Here is a 16,951-nt window from a genome sequence, read left to right on the forward strand (position 1 = left end):
TTGGATTCTAGGTGTCAACCTTTTGAAAGGGAATCCTAATCTGACGCGGTTTGACGGCGAAAAAAGGGTTTCGCCCTGGTTCGTCGGGCTACGCAAGGCAACGCGGGAGCACATAACTAGGGCCGGCACTCGAAGCAAAGAACGCTTCAAGCGCCGACCCTACGTTATGTGTCCCGCTAAGTGCGCCTTGCTCCGCTCTGGGTCTAGTCGTGCAGCGTGAACTGCAGGGCCATCCGCGGTGCGGCGAGCTCGACCATCTGGCCCAGCAGCTTGTTGCTGTTCTTGAAGGAGAGGTCGGCCATCTTGGCGTTGGCCTCGGTCAGGTAGGCCTTCAGGTCGGCCTGGTCTGCGGCCGCGGCGTCGGTCTGGCGCTGCAGGTAGCGGCACTGGGCGACGGTGTTCTCCTCGAAGACGTTCTCCTGGTCCTCGAACAGCGTGAAGTCGGTGTCGCCGAACGTCGCCATCAGGTTGGACAGCCAGTACATCTTGGTCGGGTCGAACTCGGCCGTGGTGTCGCGGTAGGTCGCCGGCGTGTCGTTGACGTTGGCGTAGAACGGAATCACCGCGTTGAAGGTGTTCGGCCCGAACGCCAGCCAGTGGATGCCCGCCAGCGCCGCCGGGACGTTGTTGCGGATCTGCAGGATGTGCAGCTCCTGGTTGCGGTTGATGCCGATCGGGCGGAACCGCTTTTTCTCCTCGGCCGTGCCCTGGCCGCCGTACACGTCGTACGGGGTGTTCTGGTAGTGCGAGGAGAGCACGAGCTTGACGTCCTCAATCGAGATCTTGTGCGGGGTCCGGCAGATGAACGGCAGGTCCTGGTCGATCGGGGTGGTGTCGAATTCGGGGTTGAAGTACTTCTGGCCGTACCAGGCGCGCGGGTTGTTGTAGCGGGTGTCCTTGAAGGAGGCCGAGCCGAAAATGTGGCGGAGGTTGTAGCCTTCCGGATCCGGGTTCAGCTGGTTGTCATCGACCAGCTCCTTCAGGTCGCTGGAGCACAGGGTGTCTGCGGAGTCGAAGTCGAAGTCGGTGATGTTGAAGCGGTTCGGGGCGACCACGTAGGCGTCGTCGGGGATGCGCACGGCGGCCCAGTGGTGGCCGGCGATGCTTTCGAAGTACCAGACCTCATCCTTATCGGCGAAGCAGATGCCGTTGGTCTCGTAGGTGCCGTACTCGGTCAAAAGGGCACCGAGGCGTTCCACGCCTTCGCGGGCGCTGTGGATGTACGGCAGCGTGATGGTCGGCATGTCCTCCTCGCCGAGGCCGTCGTCCACCAGCGGGTCGATGCCGAGAATCCGGCTGTTGGTGGTGATGGTTTCCGTGGAGGTCATCGCGACGTTTTCACTGTTGATGCCGGCGGCCGCCCACAGGCCGTGGCCGTCAACGGCCTCCGGGGTGGACGTGTAGGCCAGCGGGTTGTCCGGCAGGTCGATGGCGAAGGTGCTCAGCACGCTCTGGTAGTGGCGCGGCTGCTTGTCCGGCGTCACCAGGACGAACTTCTGCGGGTGCAGCGGGGCGTTGCCGTCCTCGTTGCGTGCGATGATGGTCGACCCGTCCAGGCTGGCCTTTTTGCCGACAAGAATGGTGGTGCAGGAACCTTTGATGCGCTTGGTCAATTCGCTCAACTCTTTTCTGAATGATGCTTCTATTGTAAGCCGTTCACGCGTGGTATGCTACCTAAGAGGTGATACGATGAAAAAATGGCAGCGCTGGCTGCTCAGCTTCGCGATTGCGCTGGCCGCCGTGGCGGCGATCGGCCACGTCGCCCTGACACGCCAGGCCCACGCGCCGGCGCCGGCGGCCCGAGTCGCGCAAAAGGCCGCGACGACGACCAATGGCACGCTTTACTTCGGCCCCAAGCAGGCCGAGCTGACGGTGGTGGTGTACCCCGGCGCGTTCGTGGATCCGGGGGCGTACAGCATCTGGGCCAAGCAGGTCGCCGCGGCGGGCTACCGCGTGGCCATCGTCAGCTTTCCCTACGACTTGGCCGTGCTCGGCGCCAACCGGGCGGACCGCGTGGTGCGGCCCAAGCAGCGCTACGTGATCGGCGGTCACTCGCTGGGCGGCGTGATGGCCAGCCGCTACGCCAGGGCGCACAAAGACGGCCTGGCCGGCGTGTTTTTCCTGGCCAGCTACCCGGACGCCAAGGGTGCGCTGAGTTCGGTGCCGGTGCTGTCCTTGACCGGCAGCCGCGACGGCGTGCTGGACTGGGCCGCCTACAAGAAGGCCAAGGCCGACCTGCCGGCGGACGCAATCTACCGGCAGCTTGCGGGCGGCAACCACGCGGGCTTCGGCGCGTACGGCAAGCAGGCCGGCGACAAAACCGCGCACGTCAGCAACACGGCCCAGCAGCGCTGGATCGCCGCTCAGCTGGTGGCGTGGCTGAAGACGCTGCGTAACTAGACAACAAGAAGCCCCTGCTCACGCGAGCAGGGGCTTCTTGGCGGCGCGGGGGGTGCGCCTTGGTTTGCTTTGGAGGAGAGAGGTTGTCATCTCTATGTCTAATAGATTACCAGCCAGTTGCGACCAAAGTGTGAGGATTTCATCAAGAAAAGTTAAGGATGCTAAACTTTTGGTTACGTCAGGCGAGGTCCGGGAACAGACGGCGCGCGATCTCGGTGATCGGCGAGTCGTTGTTGGTTGCGTCGAGCACCAGCCCGGCCGCCGCCTTCACCGCCGGAATCGCGTTTTGCACCGCGACGCCCAGGCCGACCTTCGTCAGCATACTCAGGTCGTTGGAGTTGTCGCCCAGCGCGATGATCTCGTCTCGCGCGACGCCAATCTGATCGCCCAGCGCCAGCGCCGCCTCGCCCTTGTCGATGCCCGCGGGGTTGAACTCCACGTAGCGGTTGGAGGAGTAGGTGACCGTCAGAGGTGCCGCCACTTCGGCCGCCACCCGGTCCTTCAGCGCGGCGCGCAGGGGCAGGTCGCGGTTTTCAAAAATCACCTTGGCGATTGCGCGGTCCGCGAAGCCACTGAGGTCGGCGATGGCGAGCTCTTCATACGCGACGCCGCGGTTGGCCAGGTAGCCGCGCTCGTCGGCGTTGGCGTTGACCACGTAGACGTGGTGCATCGTGTAGACGTGCGCGCAGAAGTCGCCGCTCGTCATCGCCAGGCGGAAAATCCGGTCGGCGACTTCGTGGTCCAGCGCGTGCTGGATCAGGATGCGGTTGCCGGCGTTTTCGACCGTTGCGCCGCCGTTGTAGGAGATGACGTATTGGCCGGCAAGCCCAGCCAGCCCCAGCGTCGTCACCAGCGGCTGCACCGACGCGAAGCCGCGGCCGGTGTTGGGCACGAACTTGACGCCGGCCTCCCGCAGCCGCGCGATGGTCTCGATGTCTTGGGCGGACACCGCCCCGTCGTCTTGCAGCAGGCTTTCGTCCAGGTCACTCACAATCATTTTGTACATAGCGTTCCCTCCGTGTGTGCCTCCAGCATACCACACGACAAGCGTCACGGTTTCGCCAAAAAATCGTCACATTCGCCGTGTAGTCTCTTAGACATAGGGGCGGCCCGCCGCCCCTATCCCAACCACTTTTCTTCAATCGTACGCGGCCAGCCCAGGCCGCTTACCCCCGCAGTCGCCAGCTGCGGGGGCTTTTTGCAACCCAGGGCGGAGTGCGTCGCACTTAGCCAGCCCTTGCCGAACGAGCCGGCATTGCGGAGCGGAGCCCGTTTGAATCTAGGATGGAGAAGCGAGCATTTGGCGGATTGAGTCGTTTGGCACCGACGGCGTGCCATAGTAGCCGCACAAAGTGACCAAACTCAACGGACGGAATAACGCTGCGGCTTGGGTTGCCCAACCCGACTACTGGGTGACCTCTGACCAACTGTGTAGGGCGGAGGTGCGAACGCGCCACTGCGGCAGGCGTAGGGCCGGGGCGGGTCGGCCCGTGAAAGGATGAGGATTCCGGGTGACCGCGGGCTTGGCGGGCAGCCGCACTCCTCATCCCGGCAAAATTCGCGCCGGAGCGCGGGGCCGTAGGCAACGGCTCGGCGGGAATTTTAGGCTGGAGCCCGGTTTTTGGGCGGAAGCCGGCCGCACAGGTCGACCCGCCCCGGCCCGGAGCCGGAAGCCGTGGCCCGTTCCCGCCGGAGCCCGGCCACCACCCAGCGGAATAATCGCCCGCCACGAGTCGTTGGCCTAGACCAATAACCGGGGTTGTGCTACACTGGTGTTGGCAACGGATAACAACGATGATAAGGAGATCATGTGATGAGCTACTACATTCATGCTGCGAAGTTTTTCCTGAAGAACACCACCGAAAACGACGGCTGGCTTGAGGTTACCGATGAGGGCAAGTTCGGCGACTTCATTCCGTCTTACGGGCAGAAGCCGGAGGGGGAGATCAAGGATTACGGCAACCAGTGGATCGCCCCAGGCCTGGTTGACACGCACATTCACGGCTCGCTTGGCCACGACGTCATGGACAACGACTGGGAAGGCATCAACGAGATGTCCGAGGGCCTGCTGAAGACCGGTGTCACCAGCTGGCTGCCGACCACGCTGACCGGCCCGTTCGACCAGCTCAACGCCGTCTGCAAGACCATCGGCGAGCACGCCGGTGAGGAAACCGGCGCGAAGATCCAGGGCATTTACTTCGAAGGCCCGTTCTTCACCGAGGAGCACAAGGGCGCCCAGAACCCGAAGTACTTCCGCGACCCATCGATCGAAGAGTACGACGAGTGGCAAAAGAGCGCCAAGGGCCTGCTGCAGAAAATGGCCCTGGCACCGGAACGCGACGGCGCCGTTGAGTTCACCAAGCACATGAGCCAGGACGGCAAGGCCGTTGCCCTGGGCCACAGTAGCGCGACCTTCGAACAGGCCAAGGCCTGCATCGAGGCCGGGGCCACCGTGTTCTGCCACACCTTCAACGGCATGTCCGGCCTGACCCACCGCGAACCCGGCATGGTCGGCGCCGCAATGTTTTTGAACATCGTCGACGACGAGCTGATCTGCGACGGTCACCACGTCCGCCCAGAAGTTGCGGCCTCCCTGATCCGCGAGAAGACCCCGGAGCACATCGCCCTGATCACCGACTGCATGTCCGCCGGCCTGATGCCTGAAGGCGACTACATGCTCGGCGAATTCCCGGTCATCGTCAAGGACGGCACCGCCCGCCTCAAGAACGGCGGCAACCTCGCCGGCTCCATCCTGAAGCTCAACGACGCGATCAAGAACGTCGTGGACTGGAACAACAACACGCCGGAAGAGGCCATCATGATGGGCTCCTACGTCCCGGCCAAGTCCTCGAAGATCGACGACAAGTGCGGCAGCATCCTGCCGGGCCGCGACGCCGACTTCCTGGTTCTGAACAAGGACATGAGCCTGGCCGAAACCTACCTGAACGGCGTTTCCCGCTATCAGGCCTAACCAGACAGTGGGGACCCACTGCTTTTTGTGAAAAGCGGCGGGTCCTTTTTTGCTATAATCAGGACAAAGGGAGTGGTCTGTTGAACATCAAAATCGTGGCGGTCGGCAAGCTCAAGGAGAAGTACTTCAAGGACGGCATCGCCGAGTACGCCAAGCGCCTGAGCAAGTTCGCCAAGTTCAGGCTGGTCGAGGTGCCGGACGAAAAGGCGCCGGAGTCGCTGTCTTCGGCCGAGATGGCGCAGGTCAAGCAGGTCGAAGGCGAGCGCATCCTGGGCAAGATCCAGGACAAGGAGTGGGTGATCGCACTGGCCATCGAGGGAAAGCAGCGCAGCTCCGAGGCCTTCGCCAAGGAAATCGCGGACCTCACGACTTACGGCCACTCGGACATCACGTTCGTCATCGGCGGCTCGCTCGGCCTGTCGCCGGAGGTGATGCAGCGCGCCAACAACACGCTGAGCTTCGGCAAGCTGACGATGCCCCACCAGCTGATGCGGCTGGTGCTGACCGAGCAGATCTACCGGGCGTTCATGATCAACATTGGGAGTCCGTACCATAAGTGAGGCGGTGCAAGAAACACGGGACGTGCCAGTGATCGGCACGTCCCGTGTTTTGTTGTCACCGATTATTCAGAACGCGGCCGCTCAGTCCGGCTGGCCCGTGCGGTAAAGCTCAGGCAAGTCAGCTAGGAACTGCCGGCGCACCGCATCCGTCGTCAGGTTCACCTCGCCGAAATGAATCCAGTTCGTCTTCGCCGGCGCGATGCCGAGGTCGGCAAAGACCCGGTTGATCAGGTTGCCCTGGATGGGGTCGCCCGACTCGTGACGAAGGTAGTCCTTCGTGATGGTCGCCGTCGTGATGACCGCCGCCTTGGTGATGTTCGTCAGCAGGCCGCGCCAGACGGGAGATTTTGCATACGCGAAATTCCTCAGCATCACCTTGTCGAAGAAGCCCTTGAGCTCAGCGGGAATGTTGTGCCACCAGATCGGGGTGATGACAATCAGCTCGTCGGAGGCTGCGATCAGCTGCTGGTAGGTTTTGACCAAGGTGTAAGGGGTCTCGCCGCGGCTGTACAGGCGCAGCTCCTCTGCAGAGTAGCGCGGGTCGAACCCGTCGCGGTAGAGGTCGATCACGCGGTAGGGCTGGTCGGTTGCGGCGAAGTCTTCCGTCAGACGGGTTAAAATGGCATGGTTGAAGCTCTTGTCGTAGGGGTGAGCGTAGACGATTGTTTTCATTTTCTTGGCACTCCTTTCTGGCACTGCATCCAGCATATGGTATGCTTAACGCGCAAACAAGTACGGTAATTAAGGTGTGGTACTCACCTGAAGGAGTGTGTCATGGCGGATATTGATTACATCACCGAGAACCGGCTGGAGGATACGGGCTTTGCCTACACGCTGCGGCTGATCGGCGGCAAGTACAAGATGCAGGTGCTCTACGCGCTGGCGCTGAACCACGGCCCCATTCGCTACAACGCCCTCAAGCGCCTGCTGACGCCGATCTCGTTCAAGACGCTCACCAATACCTTGCGCGAGCTCGAGGCCGCCGCATTGATTCGTCGCCAGGAATTCCCGCAGGTGCCGCCCAGGGTGGAGTATTCGCTCTCGCCCCGCGGGGAGTCGCTGATTCCGGTGCTGGATGGCATCTGCCGCTGGGGGAATCAGCATGCCGCGGAGACGAAGGACTGACGAACAACGGTGGGACGATGCGGCTGGCCGTGCATTACCAGTGTTTGAGTCGTCGAGTTCATTCTATCCGCTGGTCTCCCAGACGGCGAATTGTTGGTCCAACAATACCGACCGAGTGTGTTCGTGGGTGGATGCGTCCCGCCGCTGGTTTTTTAACGGCGAGTTGTGCCGGATTAGGGTGATGCTGACGCGACACTATCCGTTCCTTTTTGGGAACACACATGATACAATGAGAGCATAGAAAGAGGCCGACATGCGTCAACATGCCGACCCTGCAGACCGTTAAAGACGGTTGGCATTAGTTGATAGCAAGCGAGACCGCTAAACCTCAGCCACGAAGTTTACTAGCGGTCTTTTTGATTGCCGACAATTGCTTGGATAACGGTGATGACGAGCTCGACGAGTGTTAGAATAAACCCGCCAAACGTGAGCATCAGCATCAGAGCATCAGCAACGGACAAGAAGGCACCTCCTTTCCTGTATAGTTTGGTGATTGTGCATAGGCACCACCTCACAAGGAATTGGATTTACCAACCGTTTTCAACTTTCTGCCCGAATATTGTATCATGACAGGCTGAATTGAACATTGCAGTGCTATGATGGTTGTCTAAAGAGTGGGTGACAATGGTGATGCGGCGCGGTCAGCGACCGCCGCGGCTGAGGCACGCATAGAGATTGTGAGGGTGACGTGGTGAACTTAGATGTGACAATTGAACGAGTCGACGAGCCGCAAGCGCATCCGCAGATTGTTCAGGGGATTTTGGCCGAGCTGCCCGAGTGGTTTGGCCTGCCGGAATCGACTCAGTCGTATGTTGATGAATCGGCAGAACTGCCGCTTTGGGTGGCGAAGGCGCAGGGCGCGGCCATCGGCTTCATCGATCTGAACGAGACCAGCCCGGATGTCGCTGAGATCAGTTGCATGGGCGTTTTGAAGCCATTTCAGCACCTGGGCGTTGGCTCTCAACTGGTGGGCGCACTCACGCGGTTCGCTGAGAGCCGCTACCGGTTCCTTCAGGTTAAGACGGTCGACGAGGGGCATTACAGCCAGTACGACGACACGATCCGGTTCTACGAGGCCGTGGGTTTCACGCGGCTGGAGGTGTTTCCGAGCTTGTGGGATGAGTGGAACCCGTGCCTCATCCTAGTCAAGCATCTTGGTGGGTAGCCTGCGGTGTTGTTGAATGACTTGCGATTTCGCTCACGTGCACGTCTGACTTTGCACATCGACTTGGAGGCTCAAAATGATCATTGCACCACTGACGCAAACCCCGCACCACACCGCCGAACTGGTGGATCTCGTCAACTACTGCCAAAACATTGAGGCTAACCTGGCCATCAAGATGGCCGAGCAAGACGATATCTTCCAGCTCAACGCCTACTACCGCCGCCCCGGCGGTGAGTTCTGGGGCGCCCTGACCGACGACGGCCGGTTGGTCGGCTGCATCGGGCTTTTGCCGCTCGACGACGACACCGCGGTTTTGAAGAAGTTCTTCACCTATCCCGATTTTCGGGGCCGGCCGCACCGCCTGGGGCTGGCGCTGTACGACACGTTGCTGACGGCGGCGAAGGCCCGCGGCCTCAAGCGGCTGGTCCTGGACACGCCGGAAAACGAGCACCGCTCGCACAGCTTCTACGAGCGCCAGGGCTTCACGCGCATCGACCGCGACCAGTTCGGGGTATCTTACGCCTTTCCGGACCGCGACTCGCGGTACTACGAGCTGCGGCTGGAGTAAGCGCGGTCGAGAGGCGATGACGGGCGTGAGCCGAGGCGATGACTGAAAGCCAGGGCTAACCGGTGCAGCGGCCGCGCGATGTGCGGCGAATCAAGATGGAGGCGCGAGCATGACAGATTTACGCAAGTTCAAGAGCCGGCGCGACATTCAGGCCGGGTTCATTGCCTGCTTGGGCGACCAACCGTTCGCGGCGGTGACGGTCAACGACATCTGCGCCGCGGCACTGGTGGGGCGCAGCACGTTTTACCATCACTACGCCGATAAGTACGCGCTTTTGGCCGAGATGGTCACGGAGCGGGCCGACACGTTCGACCGGCTGCTGGATTCCCGGGTGGCCGGGGTTGCCGATGACGAGCCGCTGCTGACGCTGTACCGCCAGCTGGAGGGCGACGCCGACGCAATCACCCGCCTGCTGGCGATTCACGAGCGCGACGGCGACCTCAGGGCCCGCTACCTGACCAGCCTAGCCCGGCATGCCGAAGCACTGTTACCCCAGGTCGCGCTCAGCATCCCCAAGGATTTCGCGCTGGAGCTGTACGCCACCACCGCCCTCACGGCCATCAGCTGGTCGCTGCGCCACGGTGAGCCGGCGGCCATCTCGCGGTTCATGAACCGATTGGTCAAAATGGTCCTCAGTACGTCAGCGTGATGACGTGCGGGTCGGTGGTGGTGTTGTGGTTGGCCAGTGCCTCGATGCAGTTGGGGTCATGGGCCATCTCCCGCACCCAGCCCAGGCTGGTGATTGCGGCCTTGCGGTTCGTGCAGATACCGGGCGTCAGCATCTCCTCCCAAGAGCGGTTGGCGTAACCGACGTCGGCGGCAAGGAGAACATAGCGGCCATCGCCACCGCGAGCCAGGGTCGCAGACATGCCGGTCGCGTGGCCCGCAGTGTGAACCTGCAGCACCCGGTCGTCGCCGAACACGTCGTAGGCCTCTCCAGTAGGGCCAACGCGGGCCTGGGCGTAGCGGTAGGTTTGGACGTTGACGCCGCGCCACTCGTGAGGCAAGTACACTAGGGGCAGGCGATTGGCGACCCGCCATTCGGGTTCTGATACCAAGATGTGCTTGGCGGCGGCGACGTGCTTCAGGCCGCTGACGTGGTCGCAGTGCAGGTGGCTCAGCAAGACATAGTCCAGGTCTTGCGGGCGGTAGCCGAGGGCCGCGAGCCGTTCGTCGATGGCCCACCCGGCCGGCAGGTAGGCGGTGTTGATCTGAACCTGCGGACCGAGTTCCCGCCAGTTGCTGGTGCGAACCAGCTTGTTCCAGCCGGTGTCGATCAGCACCAGGCCCTTGGGGTGCTCAATCAGGTAGCTTGAAACCGGCAGCGTCACCTGGTTGGCCTCCGAGCGCACCAGGCCGGTGAAGGCCAGCGGGTTGCGGTACAGCCCGTGGAAGGGCAGCGCCTTGTCCACCTTCACCAGTCCGGTGTGTAAAACGTGAATCTTGATTGTGTCAGTCATGATGCGCCTCCATTTGAGTATGGCTTCATCATAGAAAAGTCGGAGGCGGATGGGTAGAATTAATCCACACCGGAATGTGCCAAAGTGGACAGACCGGTGGGGCGGTGTCTCGCAAGTGACACATTGCGGTCCAGTTGCGTCAGTTGGGCGCCGCCCGCTGCATAATTAATCGTTTGTGATTCAATCGGCCAAGTCCTTTGATAAAGTGTCCGCGGTTCGCTATAATGGAATCGGTATCAATAAGGAGGAGTGTCGAATGCCAATTGACCTGAGAGATGTCCAGGACGTCTACAAGGACGCCGGGGACAACATCATTTTTGCCACCATGGACCTCAACCGAAAGGACCACGACGCCGACTTGGCGATGATCCAAGACCTCGCGGAGCGCCTGCCCGCTTTCGAGTCGTCGCTGAACGTCCGCTACCCGGAGGCCGGCCTGGCCGTCGCCTTCGGGCTGTCGCGCCGAGCCTGGGACTACCTGTTTCCGGCCGGGCCGCGGCCGGCGGAGCTCGAGGAATTCGCGCCGGTGGTGGGGCCCAAGTACACCGCACCGGCCACGCCCGCGGACCTGTTTTTCCACATCCGGGCGAAGAACTCGGCGGTGCCGTTCGAGCTGATGAGCCAGGTGATGGACCGCATCAAGGACCAGGTGACCGTGCTCGACGAGACCCACGGCTTCCGCTACTTCGAGGGCCGCGCGATCATCGGCTTCGTCGACGGCACCGAGAACCCGACGGCGCTGGACACGCCGGATTACGCCGTGATCGGCGACGAGGACGAACGCTTCATCAACGGCTCCTACGCCTTTGCCCAGCAGTACCACCACGACATGGACGCTTGGAACAAGCTCAAAACGGAGCAGCAGGAGGCCGCCATCGGCCGCAAGAAGTTCACGGACGTTGAGCTGGAGGACGACGAGAAGGCGCACAACGCCCACAACGTCGTGTCCCAGGACAACGAGGGCGACGTCGAGCACAAGATCGTGCGGATGAACGTACCGTTCAGCAACCCTGCGGAGGGCCTGCACGGGACCTACTTCATCGGCTACGCGCGCCACTGGACGGTGACCAAGCGGATGCTTCAGGGGATGTTCGAAAAGTCCGACCGCCTGCTGGACTTCTCGACGCCGGTCAGCGGCGAGCTGTTCTTCATCCCGTCGCGCAGCGTGCTGGCCAAGATCGCAGACGGTGAGGCGTTCTAGAGCGCGGAACTGTGAGCGTCACATGTCAAAAGGGGGCTGGCCGAGTGAAGTCCAGCCCCTTTTTGCGGTGGGCGGCGCGGTTACGCCTTCTTGTCCGCGTCCAGCAGCACGACACCGTCCGCCGGGTTGTGGTCGATCGCGCCGACGACCTTGTGCGGCAGGTAGGCTTCCTCGAGGTAGGTGATGTCGTCTGGGGTCAGCTGCACGGCGAAGGCGCCGGCCGCGTCGGTGAGGTACTTGGCCTTGGTGGCGCCGACGATCGGCGCGGCCACGCCCTTGGCCCACTGCCAGGCGAGGCTGACCTGCGCCATCGTCGCGTCGTACTTGGTGGCCAGCTCGTGGACGCGCTGCGCGATGCGCAAGTCGGCCTCCTTGGTGTGATCGTACTTGCCGGCGGCGACGCGATCCGTTTGGCTGCGCTTAGTGTTCGCGTCCCAGTGCGGCCGGGCGAGGCGGCCGGAAGCCAGCGGGCTGTAAGGCATCAGGGAGACGCCGAGCTGCTGACACAGCGGGATCAGCTCGCGCTCGTCCTCGCGGTACAGCAGGTTGTAGTGGTTTTCCATCGCGACGAACGGTGCCCAGCCGTGGTCCCGCGCGGCCAGCTGCATGTTGTAGAACTGGTAGCCGTACATGGCCGAGGCCCCGAGCGCGCGCACCTTGCCGGCCACCACCAGGTCGTTCAAGGCCTCCATGGTCTCCTCAATCGGCGTCTCGTAGTCGAAGCGGTGGATGATGTAGAGGTCCAGGTAGTCGGTGCCCAGACGCTTCAGGGTGCCGTCGATCTCGCGGTTGATCGCCGCGCGGGACAGCCGGCCGGGGTTGAAGTAGACCTTCGAGGCCAAAACCACTTGGTCGCGCGGCACCAGCTGCCTGATGGCCGCGCCGAGGTACTGCTCGCTGGTGCCGGCGGAGTAGACGTTGGCGGTGTCGAAAAAGTTGATGCCGAGGTCCAGGGCGTGCGCGATGACGGCCTGGCTTTGCGCCGCGTCCAGCGTCCAGTCGTGCATCGTGCCGGCTTGACCGAAGCTCATCGCGCCGACGCACAGCTTGGAGATGCGAATGTCGGTGGTGCCTAGTGTAGTGTATTCCATGATTGTGATTGTCCTCCCGTGACTTGCGACGAATGGCTGGGTACGGGGTCAGTGTACAACATTAGAGCGGGTCCAGGGCAAGCGGTTTCGCCAATTTCCCCGGGCGCCGTTGCGGGTGGCGCGGCGCCTTGGTACACTGGGACCATCAGCTAGGCCGCCGGCAAGCGCCGGCGCGAAAGGAGCCCTTATGACCGTCACGATTCGCCCCTTAACGCAAGCCGAGGTGCCGGCCTTTTGGCAGCTCGCGTACAGCGACCCCGCCGCCGAATGGGCCATGTGGAACGGCCCGTACTTCAACGACCCGATGCCGACCCAGGCCGAGTTCGCGGCGACGGCGCAGCAGCGCTGGGTGCAAAACCCGCTGCGCCGCGTGATCCTGCTTGACGGCGCGCTGGTCGGCTCGGTGACCGCGTACTACGACGACAAGCCGCTGAACCAGTGGCTCGAGGTCGGGCTTGCGGTTTTTCAGGCCGACCGGTGGGGCCAGCACATCGGCCGCACGGCGCTGACACTGTGGCTGGACCACCTGTTTGCGACCACCCCGCTGCCGCACCTCGGCTTCACCACCTGGTCGGGCAACGAGCGGATGATGCGGCTGGGCGCCGCGGTGGGGATGCAGTGCGAGGGTCGCATCCGCCAGGTCCGCTACTGGCAGGGGCGCTACTACGACTCCGTCAAGTACGGGATCCTGCGCTCGGAGTGGGCGGCCCGGCGCAAGGCGGACTGAGTCAGTAAAAGGCGGCATGCGGTGTCACCCACCGCATGCCGCCTTTTGATCGGGCTGCGGCACTACTGCGCGGCTTCGTAGCGGAAGCTTTGGGTCTTGCCGCCGTAGCCCCAGTCCGAACCGGGGACGTCGGTGACGACAACGTAGCTAGTGGCGGCGACGGGGCCGAGCAGCCGCTGCATCGCGGCGAACACGGCCTGCACGAAGGCGGCTTTGTCGTCGCGGGTGTTGGTGCCCGCCGTGACCTTGACCTCGACGAAAAAGCTGCTCTGGTGGCCGGCAGCCAGCGGCTGACCCCCGATGAACCAGCTTGTTGGGTCGCGGTACTGGATGTCGACGGCGGCGGCCGCGGCGTTTTTGCCCAGCTTGGTGACGGCCAGCTGGGTCAGCGCCTGGGCGACCCGCGCGGTGGTGGCTGGGGTATGAGAAGCGGTGGCGAGACGAACACGTAAGTATGGCATGATGATTCCTCCTTGTTGATAGGGTCAGCTTACCCCCGCGCGACCGTGGCGCCTATTACCAGATTGTGCTATGGTTATCGTAATTAGTGATAGGGAGGACGCCATGCAATTACAGGACTTCGAGGTGTTCAGGCAGCTGTACGAGCTGCGGTCGATCAACCTGACGGCGCAGGCCATGGGGTTTGCGCAGTCGAACATCACGGCGCGGCTTCAGGCGATTGAGCGGGAGTTCGGGGCCAGCCTGTTCACGCGCAGCTACCAAGGCATTGTGCCGACGCCGGCCGGGGAGCGCTTCTTTGCGTACGTGCAAAACGTGCAGGCGGCGACGGCCGCGGTGCGCACGGCGCTGAGCGAGCCGGACCGCAAGCCCCGGCTGGCGATGTCCAAGCTCCTGTACAACCTGCTGGTGGTCCAAGACCACCGCTACGACATCGCCCGAAGCGACATCCGGCTCCTGTCCTCGACGCAGATGCGGGCGCTGACGCCGGCCGCGGTCGACGCGATTGTGACCTACGCCGACGTGCGGCCGAGCGGTTTTGAGCAGACCGCCCTGGCACACCTGCCGGCGGCCTTCCTGGCGACCCCGGGCGGGGACTGGGCGCACCTGCCGATCCTGGTCAACGCCGATCGGCTGTGCCCGTTTCGCGCGCGGACGCTGCGCGACTGCAGGGGTGAGCTTTCGCGGGTGGTGACGCTGGACGACTGGGACAGCATCATCGCGACGGTGGCCAGCGGCCGCGGCGTCGCGCTGTTGCCGCAGTACCTCGCGGCCGCCCACGGCCTGGTGAACGCGCGGCCAACGCACCGCTACCGGCTCGCCTACCGGACGTTCGCGGTCAACCAGGAGTGAAGGCGGCGCGAGGGAGCCTTACTTGCGGCCTTGGTATTGCTTGTATATACTAAGGATACGAGGTGATAACATGATTGACCCAACTAAGCTGACGAACCGTGAGGACCGGAAGATCGGCCAGAGCAACACCAGCCTGTACGTCACGATTCCGCCGGCGATTGCGACGGCGCTCGGGATCCACAAAGGCGACCACGTGACCATCGGCGAGCGCGACGGGCAGGCCGTGATTGTGCCGGTTCGCCAACGCGATGAGGCGCTGGCCACCGTGGCCCGCATCGACCGGCTGATTGCCGAGAACCAAGACGCCATGGATTACTTGGCGGACCGCTGATGACTTATTTAAGTGAAGAAGAGATTGTGGCGCTCAACGTCTGCGTGCAAAAACGTTACGGCCAGGAGGCGACGATTCGCGATGCCGGGGCACTGGATTACATCGTGCGCTCGGCGCAGCAGGAGGTTTTCGGCCGCAGGCTGTACGCCACAGTACCGGACCTGGCGGTGTTTTACTTCGTGAAGCTGATCAAGAAGCACATTTTCAACGACTGCAACAAGCGCACCGGCTACCTGGCCCTGCTGGACTGTCTGGCCCAAAACGGGGTCGTGTTCCACCCGACTGCGGCGCAGCGGCGCCGGCTGGCGGACCTGGCGATTCATGTGGCGCAGGTCGACGGGGAGCCGCAGGACCTGTGGCAGGACGTGCGGGCGGCGGTGCGGGAGATGTTGGCGTAGGTTTTGGTGGCGACATGGATCGTCACCTCGGTTGAGGGGGGACAAGCATTTGGATCTGTTATTCACGCTGGACGCCGGCTACCTGGCGCCGCTGAAGGTCGCCCTGACCTCGCTTCACGCCAACGAGCCGGCCGCCGACGTCACGGTGTGGTTGGTTCACTCGGCGATTCCGGCCGCGAAGCTCGAGGAGGTGGCCGCGCTGACCGCGGCCTTTGGCTGGCAGTTTCGGCCCGTCGCCGTCGACGGGGCGCAGTGGGAGGCGGCGCCGACGCAGGCCCGCTACCCCAAGGAGATGTACTTTCGCCTGCTGGCCGGCGATATTCTGCCCGCGGACCTGCACCGGGTGCTGTACCTCGATCCGGACATCCTAATTCTCAACCCGCTGTGGCCGCTGTGGGAACTGGACTTGCAGGGGCGGATGCTGGCGGCGGCCACGCACACCGGGCTGGTCGATGTCACCACGCCGTTCAATAACCTGCGGCTGAACACCGACCACGCCTACTTCAACTCGGGCGTCCTGCTGATCGACCTCGACCAGGCCAGGGCCCGCATTCGCTGGGCCGACATCCGGCACGTGATCGAGACGCAGGGCGATTTTTTGATGCTGCCCGACCAGGACATCCTCAACCACCTGTATGGCAAGTACACCCTCGAGGTGCCCGACGAACGGTGGAACTACGACGCGCGCAGCTACGCCAAGTACTTCCTGCGCAGCAAGGGCGAGCACGACATCCACTGGGTGATGGCCAACACGGCGATTCTCCACTTCGACGGCCAGCCCAAGCCTTGGACGGCCAAGCACGACAACCGCTTCACCGCGCTGTACCTGGCGTACCAGAAGATGGCCGAACGCTAACAAAAAAATGGTTCCCCAGGCCTCTGCGATGAGGCATGGGGAACCATTTTTGCATGCATCAGATCAGCACGAACAGCAGCGCGGCGATCACGCCGCCGATGATCGGGCCGACCACCGGAATCCAGGCGTAGTTCCAGTCGGAGTCGCCCTTGTTGGCGATCGGCAGGACGGCGTGGGCCAGGCGCGGACCGAGGTCACGCGCCGGGTTGATCGCGTAACCGGTGGTGCCGCCGAGGCTCAGGCCGATGCCGGTGATCAGGATGCCGACGCCGATCGGGTTGAGGCCGTCGGTCCACTGGCCCTTGGTGAACGCCAGCAGGCCGAACACCAGCATCGCGGTGCCCAGGGCCTCGCTGAACAGGTTCGCCCACGGCTGGCGGATGGCCGGGCCGGTGGCAAAAGTGCCGAGGATCGCGGCCTCGTCCTTGGTCGCCTGCCAGTGCGGCAGGTACTGCAGCCACACAAGGGCGGCGCCGACGAACGCGCCGAGCATCTGCGCGATGATGAACGGCAGCACGCCGCTCCAGCTGAACTTGCCGATTGCGGCGAACGCGAGGGTGACGGCCGGGTTGAGGTGCGCCGGGCCGAGGAAGCCGGCGCAGTAGACGCCGAGCGTCACGGCCAGACCCCAGCCGAGGGTGATGGCGATCCAGCCGGCGCCTTGCGCCTTGGACTTGTTGAGGCTGACGCCGGCGACAACGCCGTCGCCGAGGAGCACCAGCACCAGGGTGCCGATGAACTCACCCAGGGCCTGGGTCATGATGGTAGAGGTCATTTGATTTTTTCT

The 16,951-nt window shown here is 63.1% G+C and carries 21 protein-coding genes; 13 read left to right on the plus strand and 8 right to left on the minus strand.

Features of this window, described 5'->3' with window-relative positions; genetic code table 11:
• Nucleotides 1-203: 203 nt before the first annotated feature.
• On the minus strand, nucleotides 204-1,613 hold the full coding sequence (locus LE416_RS10680; RefSeq protein ID WP_225048599.1) for a C69 family dipeptidase: 1,410 nt from the start codon (nucleotides 1,611-1,613) through the stop codon (nucleotides 204-206).
• 76 nt (nucleotides 1,614-1,689) lie between these two features.
• Here LE416_RS10680 and LE416_RS10685 point away from each other — a divergent pair, with 76 nt between their 5' ends.
• Entirely contained in the window at nucleotides 1,690-2,400 is a 711-nt protein-coding gene (locus LE416_RS10685; protein WP_225048602.1) for an alpha/beta hydrolase, read from the plus strand.
• Between the two features lie 178 nt (nucleotides 2,401-2,578).
• Here the strand turns inward: LE416_RS10685 and LE416_RS10690 are convergent, their stop codons facing one another.
• The gene (locus LE416_RS10690; RefSeq protein WP_225048604.1) at nucleotides 2,579-3,406 is read right to left on the minus strand and encodes a Cof-type HAD-IIB family hydrolase; all 828 of its coding nucleotides are present in this window, start codon (nucleotides 3,404-3,406) and stop codon (nucleotides 2,579-2,581) included.
• Nucleotides 3,407-4,213: 807 nt separating this feature from the next.
• On the opposite strand from LE416_RS10690, the gene nagA reads away from it, so the two are divergent.
• Together nagA and rlmH are read left to right on the plus strand one after the other, a co-directional pair.
• Complete coding sequence (nagA, locus tag LE416_RS10695) at nucleotides 4,214-5,371, plus strand: N-acetylglucosamine-6-phosphate deacetylase (protein ID WP_225048606.1); 1,158 nt, start codon at nucleotides 4,214-4,216, stop codon at nucleotides 5,369-5,371.
• A gap of 80 nt (nucleotides 5,372-5,451) precedes the next feature.
• Nucleotides 5,452-5,931 (plus strand): 23S rRNA (pseudouridine(1915)-N(3))-methyltransferase RlmH, encoded by a 480-nt coding sequence (rlmH, locus tag LE416_RS10700; protein ID WP_225048607.1) that lies wholly within the window; start codon nucleotides 5,452-5,454, stop codon nucleotides 5,929-5,931.
• 81 nt (nucleotides 5,932-6,012) lie between these two features.
• Here rlmH and LE416_RS10705 read toward each other — a convergent pair whose 3' ends face one another.
• Complete coding sequence (locus LE416_RS10705) at nucleotides 6,013-6,603, minus strand: NAD(P)H-dependent oxidoreductase (protein ID WP_225048608.1); 591 nt, start codon at nucleotides 6,601-6,603, stop codon at nucleotides 6,013-6,015.
• Between the two features lie 102 nt (nucleotides 6,604-6,705).
• On the opposite strand from LE416_RS10705, the gene LE416_RS10710 reads away from it, so the two are divergent.
• Nucleotides 6,706-7,056, plus strand: coding sequence for a winged helix-turn-helix transcriptional regulator (locus LE416_RS10710; protein WP_225048610.1), 351 nt, complete (start codon nucleotides 6,706-6,708; stop codon nucleotides 7,054-7,056).
• 344 nt (nucleotides 7,057-7,400) lie between these two features.
• Here the strand turns inward: LE416_RS10710 and LE416_RS10715 are convergent, their stop codons facing one another.
• Nucleotides 7,401-7,517, minus strand: a complete 117-nt coding sequence (locus LE416_RS10715; protein ID WP_225048612.1) for a putative holin-like toxin — start codon at nucleotides 7,515-7,517, stop codon at nucleotides 7,401-7,403.
• A 227-nt stretch (nucleotides 7,518-7,744) separates the two neighbouring features.
• On the opposite strand from LE416_RS10715, the gene LE416_RS10720 reads away from it, so the two are divergent.
• From LE416_RS10720 to LE416_RS10730, 3 genes are all read left to right on the plus strand, one after another.
• Nucleotides 7,745-8,221 (plus strand): GNAT family N-acetyltransferase, encoded by a 477-nt coding sequence (locus LE416_RS10720; RefSeq protein WP_420844386.1) that lies wholly within the window; start codon nucleotides 7,745-7,747, stop codon nucleotides 8,219-8,221.
• A 76-nt stretch (nucleotides 8,222-8,297) separates the two neighbouring features.
• Entirely contained in the window at nucleotides 8,298-8,789 is a 492-nt protein-coding gene (locus tag LE416_RS10725) for a GNAT family N-acetyltransferase (RefSeq protein WP_225048614.1), read from the plus strand.
• 109 nt (nucleotides 8,790-8,898) lie between these two features.
• Complete coding sequence (locus LE416_RS10730; protein WP_225048616.1) at nucleotides 8,899-9,438, plus strand: TetR/AcrR family transcriptional regulator; 540 nt, start codon at nucleotides 8,899-8,901, stop codon at nucleotides 9,436-9,438.
• Here the strand turns inward: LE416_RS10730 and LE416_RS10735 are convergent.
• Nucleotides 9,422-10,249: an N-acyl homoserine lactonase family protein gene (locus LE416_RS10735; protein ID WP_225048618.1), complete on the minus strand. Its 828-nt coding sequence runs from the start codon at nucleotides 10,247-10,249 to the stop codon at nucleotides 9,422-9,424. The genes LE416_RS10730 and LE416_RS10735 overlap by 17 nt on opposite strands.
• 256 nt (nucleotides 10,250-10,505) lie before the next feature.
• On the opposite strand from LE416_RS10735, the gene LE416_RS10740 reads away from it, so the two are divergent.
• Nucleotides 10,506-11,450, plus strand: a complete 945-nt coding sequence (locus tag LE416_RS10740; RefSeq protein WP_225048620.1) for a Dyp-type peroxidase — start codon at nucleotides 10,506-10,508, stop codon at nucleotides 11,448-11,450.
• Nucleotides 11,451-11,530: 80 nt separating this feature from the next.
• On the opposite strand, the gene LE416_RS10745 is transcribed toward LE416_RS10740, so the two are convergent.
• Entirely contained in the window at nucleotides 11,531-12,541 is a 1,011-nt protein-coding gene (locus LE416_RS10745) for an aldo/keto reductase (RefSeq protein ID WP_225048622.1), read from the minus strand.
• Nucleotides 12,542-12,728: 187 nt separating this feature from the next.
• Between LE416_RS10745 and LE416_RS10750 the strand changes: the two genes are divergently transcribed.
• On the plus strand, nucleotides 12,729-13,268 hold the full coding sequence (locus tag LE416_RS10750; RefSeq protein WP_225048624.1) for a GNAT family N-acetyltransferase: 540 nt from the start codon (nucleotides 12,729-12,731) through the stop codon (nucleotides 13,266-13,268).
• Nucleotides 13,269-13,330: 62 nt separating this feature from the next.
• Here the strand turns inward: LE416_RS10750 and LE416_RS10755 are convergent, their stop codons facing one another.
• Nucleotides 13,331-13,729 carry a tautomerase family protein gene (locus tag LE416_RS10755; protein ID WP_225048625.1) on the minus strand — a complete coding sequence of 133 codons (399 nt, stop codon included), beginning with the start codon at nucleotides 13,727-13,729 and terminating at the stop codon, nucleotides 13,331-13,333.
• A gap of 103 nt (nucleotides 13,730-13,832) precedes the next feature.
• Here LE416_RS10755 and LE416_RS10760 point away from each other — a divergent pair, with 103 nt between their 5' ends.
• The 4 genes from LE416_RS10760 (at nucleotide 13,833) to LE416_RS10775 (ending at nucleotide 16,164) form a co-directional block, all read left to right on the plus strand.
• Entirely contained in the window at nucleotides 13,833-14,579 is a 747-nt protein-coding gene (locus LE416_RS10760) for a LysR family transcriptional regulator (protein WP_225048627.1), read from the plus strand.
• A gap of 70 nt (nucleotides 14,580-14,649) precedes the next feature.
• Nucleotides 14,650-14,910, plus strand: a complete 261-nt coding sequence (locus LE416_RS10765) for an AbrB/MazE/SpoVT family DNA-binding domain-containing protein (protein WP_225048629.1) — start codon at nucleotides 14,650-14,652, stop codon at nucleotides 14,908-14,910.
• On the plus strand, nucleotides 14,910-15,308 hold the full coding sequence (locus LE416_RS10770) for a type II toxin-antitoxin system death-on-curing family toxin (protein ID WP_225048631.1): 399 nt from the start codon (nucleotides 14,910-14,912) through the stop codon (nucleotides 15,306-15,308). The genes LE416_RS10765 and LE416_RS10770 overlap by 1 nt, the downstream gene beginning before the upstream one ends.
• Nucleotides 15,309-15,357: 49 nt before the next feature.
• A complete protein-coding gene (locus LE416_RS10775) occupies nucleotides 15,358-16,164 on the plus strand; it encodes a glycosyltransferase family 8 protein (RefSeq protein WP_225048633.1) in 807 nt (268 codons plus the stop codon).
• A gap of 58 nt (nucleotides 16,165-16,222) precedes the next feature.
• Here the strand turns inward: LE416_RS10775 and LE416_RS10780 are convergent, their stop codons facing one another.
• Entirely contained in the window at nucleotides 16,223-16,927 is a 705-nt protein-coding gene (locus LE416_RS10780) for an MIP/aquaporin family protein (RefSeq protein ID WP_338034777.1), read from the minus strand.
• Between the last annotated feature and the right edge of the window lie 24 nt (nucleotides 16,928-16,951).

It is taken from the genome of Lacticaseibacillus kribbianus, from assembly GCF_020180945.1.
GTDB lineage: Bacteria > Bacillota > Bacilli > Lactobacillales > Lactobacillaceae > Lacticaseibacillus > Lacticaseibacillus kribbianus.